The organism is Geobacillus subterraneus (assembly GCF_001618685.1).
Classification (GTDB): domain Bacteria; phylum Bacillota; class Bacilli; order Bacillales; family Anoxybacillaceae; genus Geobacillus; species Geobacillus subterraneus.
Genome location: NZ_CP014342.1, coordinates 1,357,940 through 1,370,882, shown reverse-complemented (window position 1 = coordinate 1,370,882; position 12,943 = coordinate 1,357,940). Strand labels below are relative to the sequence as shown.

Here is a 12,943-nt window from a genome sequence, read left to right as displayed (position 1 = left end):
GAGTTAGTTTTGAAAACAAATGTTCTTCGTATCTTGTAAAAACTTCTTAACTTCATCTACCAATTGTTCATACTTCGATAAAATAATCGAGTAATGATTGGCATTATCGATCTCCACAAAATAACTATGGGATAAAGAAGAGGTTAATTGTCTCCATTTTTCCTTCGTCACCATAAACGTCTTGCCATCTCCGAAAGAATCCGGAGCCCATAATAATAAAGTTGGAATATTGATGTGCTCATAAAACTCATCAATTGCTGTTTGCTTCAACATATTCAATTCTTCTATGATAGCTTTCTTACATACTTTCGAACAGACAGAACCATCAAACCGGTGCTCGACATCAGCATAAAAATATTGTTCAACATATTCGTTCCAATCACTAAACAAAGGGTTTTTCTTCATTTCGTTCAGATAAGTTGTAAAATCAGGAAATACCATATCAAGCCGGTCGATAGCTGGACGGATTTTTTCAAATACTTGTTCGTCAACATTTGCCCCTCCATCTACAAGAATTAAACGTGATAATCGTTGTGGATAGGTGGCGGCAAAGCTGACACCTATCAGCGCCCCAAGGGAATGACCCATATAAATCACTTTTTCGAGTTTGAGAAAGTCCAGAACTTGCAAAATGTCCTCGACATGCTGGCGAATATTATATCCGGATGCGGGTTTCGTGCTATCACCGCGTCCGCGCAAATCGATGGCCAACACACGATAACTATCTATTAACCGCTCGGCTACTGAATCCCAGTAGCGGCTATTCGCCGTTAAACCATGGATGCAAATAATCGTTTCTCCTGTCCCGCCGAAATCAACTAAATGAAGATCAATACCATTAATTTTTATTTTTTTATCTTTCATAGCCCCAGCTCCTTTCCTAATTTTCGATCCTCGTTAGAAAGATTGTTCATACTGCTTTTTCACGGTTGGTTGTATCGATGTTTGCTTTTTTATCCCTCCATTGTCTGATTGTGCCGACAATCCCTTTTGGAAAAAACATAACAGCAAGAATATAAACCATCCCGAAAAAGATAATCCAGCGTTCAAAAACCCAATGTACCTTCGCTAGACCCATCAAACCGTGTTTCGCTAGTTCAATAAGACCAGAGCCAATGATTGCCCCGATTAAGGTGCCAACACCACCGATGATCGTCATTAACAGCGCATCAAGCGTGATTTCGGTCGAGAAAACCGATGTGTTGACAAAACGTAAGCTCGCCGCATATAACATGCCGCTTAATCCGGCAAACATGCCCGCCACCACGTTGGCAATGACTCTATAATAGAGCACACGATAACCAAGCGACTCGGCCCGCGTCTCGTTTTCCCGGATCGCTGCCAGTACTTTTCCAAGAGGAGATTCTGTGAACCGGCGTAAACAGAAATAAGAAATCACCATAAATAAGAGAGAAACAAAATAAAAGGACCATCGATCCCGAAGCAGAGCTGGCACCATAAAAGTAAACCCATCATTCCCCATTGTTAAGGAACGCCATTTTTCTGCTGCTACCATTAGCAAGCCGGCAACAGCTAAGGTTAACATCGCAAAATAATGATTTTTTAGTCTTAATGTCAGCATACCGATGATAAAACTAAGAATCATTGATAAGGCGATTGTTACAAGAGCAGCCAAAAGCACGGTTGACATGGTTGATTCATCTGCTTTTTTCATGAAAAGGGCGAATGTATACGCACCAATCCCGAAAAACATCGCATGACCGAATGACACGACCCCCGTATACCCGAGCAGCAAATCATAACTCATAGCAAATACAGCGAAGATAAAAATTTGGCTAAACAATATGAGCCATGTCCGGGAATCATAAAGAAAAGGCAGCATAGCGAGAGCAAACAAAATAAAGAACGACAGGAAGAAGCGTTTTGATGGCTGCATTTCTTATGTCACCTCCCGATCTCCGACTAGTCCTGACGGTTTAAACATTAAAATGAGTAACATAAGCAGCATATTGACACCAACTGAAATTTCCGGTATATAATACGCCGCAAATGAGCCGGCCAGCCCGACTAGCACCGAAGCCAATACAGAACCAACGATACTTCCCATACCTCCAATAACCACCACAATGAATGCCAAAATCCCATACTCCAAACCAATCCCTGAATGAATGACTCCGGAATACGGCCCTAGGAGGATGCCGGAAAGCCCGGCCATGGATGCTCCAAGAATAAATACAAACAAAAATACATTCCGAATATTAATTCCTAACGCTTGAACCATCTCTTTATTCATCACACCGGCGCGAACAATTAAGCCGATTTTTGTCCTGTTTAGTAGGAGCAACAATGCAATCAATACAACGAGGCCAATGAAAATAATAAACAGCCGATATTTAATGACGACGAAATCACCAATTCCCCAGCTTCCCGACAAATATTTCGGAGGTTGTGCCATAATTTGATTTGGTCCCCAAAATACTTTGACTAACTCCCCTAACACAAGCATGGCACCTAAAGTGATTAAAATTTGTTGAGTATGATTTCCGTAAACAGGGAGAATAATGAACCGCTCTAGTAAAGCCCCGAGGACCGCCCCCGCCGCAACTGCAGCCAATATTCCTAACAAAAAATGATCCGTTAATGTATAAACCCAAACTCCGGCGTACGCCCCCCAAAGGAACAGCGCCCCGTGAGCGAAGTTTAGCACATCCATTAAACCGAAAATAAGACTGAGGCCAGCCGCGAGCAGAAAAAGCAGCATTCCCGTCGCCAAGCCGTTAATGATCAAACTGAATACAATGTCCATATACTCCTGCCCTCCTGTTACGTAATCCCTAAATACTGTCGGCACATCTCTTTATCTTCTCTCAATTGTTCCATCTTTCCGCTATAAACCGTTCGTCCATTGTCAATAATGTAAAAATCATCGCCGATTGCACTGGCCATCATAAAATTTTGTTCAACAAGAATAATGGTTCGTTTCTTTTTCATCTCCATAATCGATTCACTAACCTTCTCAACCATAATCGGGGCTAATCCTTTACTCGGTTCATCGATGAGCATCAACTGACTGTCTTGGATATATGCTCTAGCAAGAGCAAGCATTTGCTTTTGTCCGCCGCTTAGATGACCGCCCTTCTTATGCCAAAATGTTTTCAGGTCAGGAAAAAGAGCCAGCACATAATCGAGCCGCTCTGACTCTTTTTCGTCATTTTTCCGCATAGCAATGTATAAATTTTCTCCGACCGTCAACCCGTTAAAAATTCCCTGATCTTCTGGAACGTAACTAATTCCTTTACGAGCGATTTCGTGCGGGGCTAAAGAGTCAACACGCTCATTTTTGAAATAAATGGTACCGCGGCTAACTTTGTGAAACCCCATAATCGAACGCAATGTCGTTGTTTTCCCTGCCCCATTTCTCCCTAGTAAGACCGTCACCCTTCCTTCTTTTGCTTCCAATGACACGCCTTGGAGGATATGATATTGCTGAATAAATGTATGAATGCCCTCCACTTTCAAAAGAGTCATTTATATTCCCCCTAAGTATGCCGACTGAACTTGCTCATTCTTGATAATTTCCTTCGGTTTTCCATCAGCAAGTAACCGTCCGTTGAAAAGCACCATAATCGTATCGGACAAATCAAGAACCATATCGATTTTATGTTCGATTAATAAAATTGTTCGATTTCGTTGTTCTTTAATTTTTTGAATCACCTCAAGAATTTTCGGAACTTCTTCAAGAGACATACCTGCTGTCGGTTCGTCTAAAAGCAAAAGATCTGTCTCTAACGCAAGCAGCATGGCAATTTCCAACTTCCGCTTTTCGCCGTGTGCAAGATGAACAGCCAGCTCATCCGCCTTATTGTCTAACAAGACGAGCTCGAGCCACTCATATGCCTTCTCTTCAATTTCCTTAAAACGTTTTGCATTCGAAAAACAGTTAAAATACACCCTAGACTTGGATTGCACAGCAAGACGGACATTTTCAAAACAAGTCAGTTGCGGGAAAACATTAGTAATCTGAAAAGATCGTCCGATTCCTTTTCTTGTTCTCAAAGCTGGAGGTAGGTTTGTAATATTTTCCCCCTTAAAAAACACATGGCCATGCGTCGGTTTTAGCTGTCCGCTTAATAAGTTAAAAAACGTTGTTTTTCCCGCCCCGTTCGGGCCGATAATGGACTTTACCTCATGCTCTTCAATTTGGATGCTGACATGGTCTACAGCCACATGATCCCCGAAACGAACCGTCAGCTGTTTCGTTTCTAAAATCGTTCCCACTTTCCCACTCCCTTGTTTTATTTTGAGGGGAGGAAGGGGAGGATCAAACCAATGCATGTGAATCCCCTTCCCCTGTGGATGTCTACCGGTTATTCATGATCGGTGGCTCCGTTTCTTCAGGAGTCAGCTCCCTGATCAATACAGGAACCGGGTAATCAAATCCTTCCTTTCGTTCTAACCTAACAGCATACAGTGTCTGCAACGCTTGATGGTCTTCTTTTCGGAACGTCATCTTACCTTTCGGGGTTTCGAATGTCATGCCTTCCATAACCTTAACGAGCGCGTCTCCACTAGCATCGCCATTTGTCTTTTTCAATGCTTCCACAATAGCGATCGCCGCCGACATTCCTCCTGGAGTGAATAAATCTGGAACTTGGCCATTAAACCGCTTTTTGTGCTCTTCGACAAGCCAATCGTTAACTTTGTTTTTTGGAAGGGTGTAATGGTACACTGTAAATCCTTCCATGCCAACAATATCGTTCATCGTCTTCAGTGCAGCAATATCCGGAGCGCCGGTTGAAATTTTAATGCCTTTTTCTTGCACCTTCATGTCGGACAGCTGTTTCCACGGGGAATTTGCGCCAGCCCAGATCACAAATAAATAATCCGGTTTCTTTTCGATGATTCGCTGAATATTGGAAGTAAAGTCCACCCCTTGCGGATCAGCGTACTCTTCCAAGACGATATCAGCTCCTAGTTTTTCGGCCGCCTTTTTGAACGCTGCTACACCATCACGTCCAAACGCATTATCTTGGGCAAGCGTAGCAATTTTGCCCCCCTCCTTGGCAATCGCTTGCGCCCCGGCAATCGCATCCTGCGAGGAATTTCTAGCGGTGCGGAAAATATACTTATTCCAGTTTGCGCCGGTGATGCTGTCGGCTACCGCTGGTTCAACGACCATCACTTTTTTGTATTCTTCCGCAAGCGGCAAAACAGCAAGTGTATCGCCTGATGAACTAGAACCGACAAGGATATCTACACCGTCGTCTTCAAACAGCTTTGTTGCCTTTTGTACCGCCGTATCTGGTTTCGTTTCCGTATCTTCGTAAATAACCTTAATTTTTTTGCCCGCTACTTCTCGAGTGCCGTTTGTCGCATAATCAAGCCCCAACTCGAATCCATTAACTGTCTGTTTTCCATACGCCTCCAACGGACCTGTTAAAGACGCTAGCACACCAATTTTGATTGTGCCTTGACCGACAGTGTCTCCCCCACTCTCTTGATCGTCTTCAGTTGTTTTGCTGCTACATGCCGATACGAAGAAAAGGGCAGCGACAGCCAGAGTCCCCATCCAGTTAAACAATTTTTTCCTTCTTTTCAACTCGCCTTCCCCCTTTGGTTTAACATCGTTTGAATGTATTATGAGATAAAACAGTTGCAATTCAGTTACAAACATCTGTCGACAAAAAAACCGCCTCCTAAACGGCGGAACACATAGGCAAATATGATTTGACGACACCTAGCACCAAAATAAAACGCTCCCCGCCCGTAATATGCTAGAGCTAGGAAGCGACTGAACGTACGTCACCCACATTGGACAAGGAGAACAACCCAGTGCCCCTTGAAAGAGGCTCCCCTGAACGCGTTACAAGGCTTGCGATGCCAATGAAAGATAGGAAGGAGGCGGTATACCATAACCCCAGATGATGAACACATCGTGAAAATCGATATTATCGCAGACAAACGTGCCGTCAATTCATTGTAATCATTTCAAACATTTGCTTTGTCGTTTCCAACGGTTCGACACCAAGCTCGTTTTTCAATTGCTCGCAGCATTTTTTATATAGCTTGACCGCATAAGTACGGTTATTTTTCCGATAATAGCAATACATCAACAACCGATAGGCTTCTTCCCAACAACGGTCTCTAGCCAGTATTTGATCACACCAATAAATCGCTTCATCAAAATTCTCCTGCGACACGTTAATTTGCGCCAACCGCTCCGCTCCCTTCAAAAATAAAAGGAGCAGTCTTTCTCTCTCTTCGGCACACCAGTCCGCATAAAGACGATCCGGCAAATAATCGCCTTGGTATAGACCGAGTCCTTGTTTTAACATTTCGGCAGCCGCGTCTCGGTCCCTCTCTTCCAATCCTTTTTCAATCAACGTTTGAAATTGGACAGCATCAATTTCAATGACCGCTTTACTGCTTAATCCATACAACACCCCCCGCCTTTCGATAAAAAATGATTCCGAACGCGCTTTACGATGGGGTTCGATGACTTTGTTCAACGCGTTCAGCGCCACTTTAAAATCCCGTTCCGCTGCCGCTTCATGACTGTCCTTCCAAAGCAAAGATAATATTTTGCTTCGCGGCAACAGCTGGCCGCGCCGGGTAATGAACAATTGAAACAGTTCTTTGGCCTTTTCCCGCTTCCATTCCCGTTCACTCACTTCTTTCTGTCCCAAAAACAGTTTAAACTCTCCCAAAGTGCGAACTTTCAACGTGTAGCCAGGATGAAAAGAAACGTCTTTCATTCCCACTCGTTCAAGCAATCGACTGGCGGTATGTGTTTCGATCCCTTGTTTTTTCGCTTTCATTAACATCGGTATGATGCTTTGTAAGTCATTCGGACCAAACAATGTTTTTTTCTCAACAAAAAATGAATAATCTTGTTTATCGATCAGATGCAAACATTGTTGAAAGGATGCATGAAATGCCTGTTCATTTTTTTGCTCAAATTCCAGCAGCGAGATCCAAAAATATGAAACCATTAAACCGTATTGACAACCGCATTGCTGAAAGATCGATAAACATTGGTGAAACATTTGTCGTGCTTTTTGAATATCACCGCTATAATACAACGCAATTCCTAGGGCAAGGAGAATAAATGATGACAGCCAAATATCCTTCACCTTTTCTGTTTCCGAAAGCGCTCTCATCCCACATTCCAATGCTAGATCATAGCAGCCGCTTCTTCCATACAGCAAGCATAATCCCATCCAAGGCTCAGCTTTTCCGCGTGAAATGTTCATATCATCCATCATACAAATGGCTGTTTCATAACAATGAATAGCCATTGTTTGCTCATATACATGATTGAACTGCAACGCATGTCCTTTTCTCATCCATCCGCAAGCCTCAACAAAAGGTGCTTTCCATTTGATTCCCTGGAGGATTCCCGACTCAGCCAGTTTTTTTGCTTCTTCGACTTCTCCCATATATACACAAATGAGCGCCAGTAAAATTTCACTCGTCCGGTGCGCTCTCGATAAATATAGCTGCTCGTTTTGCTTTTCCCTATAGTTTTTCAAAATTTCTTTTGCTTGTTTAAGCCGCCCTGTTCTTAAATAAAGCCGCGCTTCTAATTCAATCATTTTTAAATGTTTTGTACCATCTTCGAACGATTTCGTTTGTAAATACCACTTTTCCGCATCCACAGTATTCCCCATATTCAGCAAATTTTCAGCCATAAGAACATACAGTGATCGTTTTCTCTCATTCCCACCAAACTGATCAGAGTGTGGGTGATCCAGTAATACAATGGCTTTTCTCAACAATGGATCTGCTTTGCTCGGTTGCACCGTGTCAAGATATACCCTTGCTTGCCCTTCCACTCCTAAACCTATGCCGATTCCATCATTTTTTATCTCCGCGTTGCTTTCCATCCGTCGATAGCAATCGAGGGCCTCTTCGTATTGTGATCGATATCGATAAATTTCCCCTTGATAAAACCAAAGCATATAGTACTGATTTTTTACATGTTCGGGAATTTGAAGAAGAACTTTGAGAAGTGTCTCGATTTTCCCTTCTTCCAACATCGATCTGCCGTTGGGCTGAAGGATGACAGCTATCCGCTCGTACTCCTTGATCTCTAACAAATGAAGGATCGCTTTTTCGTAGTTTTGCGAACGAATATAATAATCAGCAGCTTGTTGATGAGTATGATAAAAAACGTCTGCCTTTTTACTGATTTGTGATTGCAGAAATTCCCGGAACAATGCGTGATAACGGTATCGTCCCTCACTAATCGGATTGATAAATAAATTTTGCCTCATTAAGTAGTCTAAAATATAACGTGTATCTTCCTCTGAAAACCATAGATGACAAACAGATTCCGAGAATTCTTCAAACACACTGGTCCGCTCTAAAAAATCACGCACCACGTCTGGCTGCTTAAAAAACACTTCTAAAGCCAGAAAACGAAATAAATCATCCATAGAGGCCGATTGAGTGTTAGAAAATGAATAATCCGGCTTCATTTTCATTTGGTGCCAAATCATCTGGATAGCGATGATCCATCCCTCTGTCATAGTATAGATTTGTTCGACAGTCTCCCAGTCCAAAGGAATTCCGTAGGAATCAGAAAACAAGACATCTATTTCCTCTCTCGAAAATACTAAGTCCTTCTCCGTGATCTCTAACATTTCCCCTTTGACTTTCATCGTCTCTAAAATATCCCAAGGAGGGCGGCCTCTGCTTGAGATCACAAGATGAACATTCGCTGGCTTGTGCACGATAAACAGTTTCATCCATCGACTGATCCATTCCGAACGGTCAAGCAAGTGAAAATCATCGAGTACAAGGATAAATTCCTCGCGAAGGGCTTTCATCTCATTAATAAACTTTGAACAAATAAATTCAACTTTTTCTTGATCATAGTTAGAAGAAGCCTCTTGTTCAAGGACCGTCAGCAGTTCCATCCCAAAATCAGGAAATAGCGTACGAACACAATAGACCATATGGATAAGAAAAGGAAAAAAGTTATCGTCCTGTTCTGAAACCGTATACCAGCAAAACGGTGTATATGAATTGCTAAGCAACAAAGCCAACGATGTACTTTTGCCATAACCCGGTCCCGAGTGAATAATGGTGAGGGGATAGTTTTTCATACGAATTAATTTTTTCATCAAGGATGGGCGTACAATCACCGTTTCCTTGAGATAAGGCGGAATAAACTTTGTCTCTATAACTGAAGATAGATAGTTCATTCAATCCCCCCTCTGATGAACAATTCCTGTTGAACTGAGCACATCTCTAGAAGGCCGGTGAAAAATGGCTGCCACGAGCAAATCAGCGGCATCTCGCCAAAAAAGAAGGCTGATTTCGCCAGGTTTTTCTAACTGAGAAACAGATGGAATAGCACTATTTTGTACTAAATCACCGCCCCTCTAGATTCTCAATAGTGGATTATTCGACAGTTGCCCGAAAAAATCCTACTCGATTTTCATGCCATTGTTGTGAATTGCTCCACAAAGGAGAAAGAAACAAAAAATAGATCAAGGGAGCCTAAAAGCAGACGCTTTTGGACTCCCTTCGTTGTTCGATTTTTGACTCTAGGAACACCTTACAAATATTATGCCCAGTCTTTACAAAGCCTCAATAAACACCGCCGTTCCCATTCCACCGCCCACGCATAAAGAGGCAATTCCTTTTTCAAGCTGACGGCGCTGCAACTCATGAATAAGACTGACGACAATACGCGCTCCTGTGCATCCAATCGGATGTCCCAAGCTGATGCCGCTTCCGTTTACGTTCACTTTATCTCTATCTAAACGCAGTTCCCTTTCTACAGCTAAATACTGAGCAGCAAATGCTTCATTGATTTCAATTAAATCGGCTTCCGCTAACGTCCAATTTACCCTTTCTAATCCTTTTTGTACCGCTGGAACCGGACCGCGTCCCATCACTAGAGGATCCACTCCGGCAACAGCATAACCAACTACTTTCGCAAGCGGCTGGATTCCTCGTTGCTGCGCATACTCGGCGGACATGAGCACAAGCGCAGCAGCACCGTCATTAATTCCCGACGCATTCCCTGCTGTTACCGTTCCATTTTTTCGAAATACAGGTTTTAAAGAAGCCAATTTTTCTTTCGTCACATCGGCTCGTGGATGCTCATCTTTCGTTACAACTATCTCTTCCTTCCGTGTTTTTACCGTGATCGGAACAATTTGAGAATCAAAGTATCCCGATTCCATCGCCAAAATAGCTCGTCGATGGCTTAACAACGCCAGCTCATCCTGCTCTTCCCTTGTGATCCCGTACTGTTCGGCAAGATTCTCGGCCGTTTCCCCCATCATCACATGGTGAATGGGGTCCTCAAGAACTTCCCAAACGCTATCATAGACTTGCTGGTGCTGTAAACGCGCCCCCCAACGATACTGCTTTACTATATACGGACTAGAACTCATGGCTTCCACGCCGCCGGCAATGACCACATCGCTCAGCCCGACTTCAATTTGCATAGCCGCCGAAATAATCGCTTGCATTCCAGAAGCGCACTGGCGCTGAATCGTAAAACCGGTTGTTGTATGAGGAAATCCGGCTAGCAAGGCAGCCGTTCTTGCTGTATTAGGTATATCCGTCCTCTGAATGCAATGCCCCAAAATCACTTCGTTTACTTCGCTTTTCTCAATTTGGCTGCGCTTTACTGCTTCCTCTAAAACAGGAACAATTAAATCTGTTGGCAACAGGTCTTTAAAGACGCCGCCAAATGTTCCAATCGGTGTGCGCACGGCTGCTGTAATGACCACTTCTCTCATTCTGTATCGCTCCTCCCTCATCACATAACATCTTCACTGTGCCGTATACCCGCCATCGATGACAACCGCCTGCCCGGTGATACCTCTTGCTTGTTCACTCGCTAAAAACAGCGCATAGTTTGCAATTTCCTCAACCGACAACAGACGCCGTTGTGGCACAAGCGGATAAATGACCTCCTCCAATACTTTTTCTAACGGAACATTTCTGGCAGCCGCTAAATCACTCAATTGGTTACGGACAAGCGGTGTATCGACATATCCGGGACATAGAGCATTAACCGTAATTCCATACGGTGCTCCTTCAAGGGCCGCCACCTTTGTTAAACCAATGACCCCGTGCTTCGCGCTATTGTATGCTGCTTTTCCAGCAAAACCGACTAAGCCGTTAATGGAGGCGATGTTAATAATACGGCCATAGTTTTGTTGTTTCATCGTTGGAAAAACATGTTTAATAGCAATGAATGGGGCTACGAGCATAACATCAACAAGCTGTTTAAATTTCTGCGTTGGAAAATCTTCAATATTGGCTACATACTGCAATCCTGCATTGTTAATCAGAATATCAATCCGCCCGAATCGGTTCAACGTTTCATCCAAGGCCGCTTTAACCTCTTCCTCAGACGTGACATCGCACTTCAGGCCAATCGCCTCATAGTCGCTATTTTGCAGCGATTCAGCCGCTTTCTCCATGGCTGTTTTATGGATGTCTGTGAGCACAACTTTACTGCCGTTTTCAGCAAAGGTTTTCGCCATTTCATACCCAATTCCGCTCGCTGCTCCCGTAATCAACATTACTTTTCCTTTTACCACTATCTGATCCCCCCACCGATGTTTCATCTAAGCGTGATGCCCTCTATCCTTTCAATAAAACGACATTTCCCTTTTGTGCACTTCTTCAGATTCCTAAACCAAGGGAAAATAAAATGATTGCCAACACCGTCCCTAGCGCAGGAACAATCACGGTTAAAGCCCCTACCGCATTATAGGCATCCTGATGGGTTTCCCCACAAATCGCTCGAATCGTTGTAACTACATATCCGTTATGCGGCAACGAATCGAGTGCTCCAGAAGAAATGGCAACCACACGATGCAGCGCTTCCGGATTGACTCCCATATCCAGATAGTGCGGCGCGATGAGCGGCAACGCAATAGCCTGTCCTCCAGATGCTGAACCCGTCATTCCTGCAATGACACTAACCGCAATAGCTCCCCCAATTAATGGGCTGCCCGGAATGCTCGTAATCGTTTCTACCGCTGTGTGAAAGGCAGGAACAGCCTTCGCCACGCCGCCAAACCCAACCACCGCCGCTGTGTTCCCTAAGGCGATTAATGCTCCGATCGTTCCCTCAGATACAGCATTTTCAAAATTTTTGAAATACTTATAATTGCATACATACGTAGCGATGACACCACCAAGCAAAGCCACAATGAGTGCCGATTGTTTTAAGGAATCATGAAACACAAACGAAATCACTAATACAACCAAAAGCGGAATGAGACCGAGAACGGGATGAGGCAGTTCTTGGCCTTCTTCGACCGGGTCGCCTAATCTAGAAACAAATCTCTCCCCTCTCGCCACTGCTTTATCGATCATTTTCTTCAACCACCAGTAGCCGAACAAAGCCATAAAAATTGCAACGATGAGACTGACTTCCCATCCAGCATATGGAGACGTCTTTAAATATTCAATCGGAATCCAGTTTTGAATTTCGGGAGACCCCGCTGACGTCATCGTAAATGTCACAGAACCAAACGCAAGGGCTGCTGGAATAAAGCGGCGCGGCAAATTAGCTTGCTTAAACAAACTCACAGCCATCGGATAAACAGAAAATGCCACGACGAATAAGCTGACTCCTCCATATGTTAAAACGGCACAAGCAATCACAATGGCCAACGCTGCATGCTTCATTCCCAACTTATCCACAATCCATTTCGAAACGCTATGAGCCGCCCCACTGTCTTCCATTAATTTACCAAAAATAGCACCTAATAAAAACATTAGATACCAAGATTGAATAAAGCTTGAGAATCCCGTCATATAATTTCCGACTAAATTGGCTTCCCCTCCGCCAACCAACTGCGGAAAGAGCGGCAATCCGCTGAAAACAGCCACTACGAATGCGCATAGTGGCGCAGCAATAAATAAATTCATTCCTCTCATGGTTAAATAAATGAGTAATGCCAATCCCCCAATTAGACCGATCATGCTCCACATCCCC

10 protein-coding genes are annotated in these 12,943 nt (G+C 43.7%); all 10 read right to left on the bottom strand.

The features are described 5' to 3' along the window. Nucleotides 1-3: 3 nt before the first annotated feature. The 10 genes from GS3922_RS06800 to GS3922_RS06755 all read right to left on the bottom strand — a co-directional run bounded on the left by GS3922_RS06800 (nucleotide 4) and on the right by GS3922_RS06755 (nucleotide 12,939). Nucleotides 4-864 (bottom strand): alpha/beta fold hydrolase, encoded by an 861-nt coding sequence (locus GS3922_RS06800; protein ID WP_063165733.1) that lies wholly within the window; start codon nucleotides 862-864, stop codon nucleotides 4-6. A gap of 46 nt (nucleotides 865-910) precedes the next feature. Next, on the bottom strand, nucleotides 911-1,897 hold the full coding sequence (locus GS3922_RS06795) for a branched-chain amino acid ABC transporter permease (protein ID WP_143424844.1): 987 nt from the start codon (nucleotides 1,895-1,897) through the stop codon (nucleotides 911-913). Nucleotides 1,898-1,900: 3 nt separating this feature from the next. Continuing rightward, on the bottom strand, nucleotides 1,901-2,767 hold the full coding sequence (locus tag GS3922_RS06790) for a branched-chain amino acid ABC transporter permease (RefSeq protein WP_063165732.1): 867 nt from the start codon (nucleotides 2,765-2,767) through the stop codon (nucleotides 1,901-1,903). A 17-nt stretch (nucleotides 2,768-2,784) separates the two neighbouring features. Next, nucleotides 2,785-3,489, bottom strand: coding sequence for an ABC transporter ATP-binding protein (locus GS3922_RS06785; RefSeq protein ID WP_063165731.1), 705 nt, complete (start codon nucleotides 3,487-3,489; stop codon nucleotides 2,785-2,787). After that, on the bottom strand, nucleotides 3,490-4,239 hold the full coding sequence (locus GS3922_RS06780) for an ABC transporter ATP-binding protein (RefSeq protein WP_063165730.1): 750 nt from the start codon (nucleotides 4,237-4,239) through the stop codon (nucleotides 3,490-3,492). An 82-nt stretch (nucleotides 4,240-4,321) separates the two neighbouring features. Then, the gene (locus GS3922_RS06775; RefSeq protein ID WP_082816602.1) at nucleotides 4,322-5,530 is read right to left on the bottom strand and encodes a substrate-binding domain-containing protein; all 1,209 of its coding nucleotides are present in this window, start codon (nucleotides 5,528-5,530) and stop codon (nucleotides 4,322-4,324) included. Nucleotides 5,531-5,930: 400 nt separating this feature from the next. Continuing rightward, nucleotides 5,931-9,170, bottom strand: coding sequence for a winged helix-turn-helix domain-containing protein (locus GS3922_RS06770; RefSeq protein ID WP_063165729.1), 3,240 nt, complete (start codon nucleotides 9,168-9,170; stop codon nucleotides 5,931-5,933). Between the two features lie 378 nt (nucleotides 9,171-9,548). Further along, the gene (locus tag GS3922_RS06765) at nucleotides 9,549-10,724 is read right to left on the bottom strand and encodes a thiolase family protein (RefSeq protein WP_063165728.1); all 1,176 of its coding nucleotides are present in this window, start codon (nucleotides 10,722-10,724) and stop codon (nucleotides 9,549-9,551) included. Nucleotides 10,725-10,757: 33 nt separating this feature from the next. Then, complete coding sequence (locus GS3922_RS06760; protein ID WP_413229269.1) at nucleotides 10,758-11,561, bottom strand: 3-hydroxybutyrate dehydrogenase; 804 nt, start codon at nucleotides 11,559-11,561, stop codon at nucleotides 10,758-10,760. A gap of 58 nt (nucleotides 11,562-11,619) precedes the next feature. Then, nucleotides 11,620-12,939 carry a GntP family permease gene (locus GS3922_RS06755; protein WP_063165726.1) on the bottom strand — a complete coding sequence of 440 codons (1,320 nt, stop codon included), beginning with the start codon at nucleotides 12,937-12,939 and terminating at the stop codon, nucleotides 11,620-11,622. Nucleotides 12,940-12,943 lie beyond the last annotated feature (4 nt).

Bases quoted from the DNA above. Each gene is read 5' to 3' on its own strand.
- GS3922_RS06800 (WP_063165733.1), bottom strand. From the start codon at position 864: ATGAAAGATAAAAAAATAAAAATTAATGGTATTGATCTTCATTTAGTT.
- GS3922_RS06795 (WP_143424844.1), bottom strand. From the start codon at position 1,897: ATGCAGCCATCAAAACGCTTCTTCCTGTCGTTCTTTATTTTGTTTGCT.
- GS3922_RS06790 (WP_063165732.1), bottom strand. From the start codon at position 2,767: ATGGACATTGTATTCAGTTTGATCATTAACGGCTTGGCGACGGGAATG.
- GS3922_RS06785 (WP_063165731.1), bottom strand. From the start codon at position 3,489: ATGACTCTTTTGAAAGTGGAGGGCATTCATACATTTATTCAGCAATAT.
- GS3922_RS06775 (WP_082816602.1), bottom strand. From the start codon at position 5,530: ATGGGGACTCTGGCTGTCGCTGCCCTTTTCTTCGTATCGGCATGTAGC.
- GS3922_RS06770 (WP_063165729.1), bottom strand. From the start codon at position 9,170: ATGAACTATCTATCTTCAGTTATAGAGACAAAGTTTATTCCGCCTTAT.
- GS3922_RS06765 (WP_063165728.1), bottom strand. From the start codon at position 10,724: ATGAGAGAAGTGGTCATTACAGCAGCCGTGCGCACACCGATTGGAACA.
- GS3922_RS06760 (WP_413229269.1), bottom strand. From the start codon at position 11,561: ATGAAACATCGGTGGGGGGATCAGATAGTGGTAAAAGGAAAAGTAATG.
- GS3922_RS06755 (WP_063165726.1), bottom strand. From the start codon at position 12,939: ATGTGGAGCATGATCGGTCTAATTGGGGGATTGGCATTACTCATTTAT.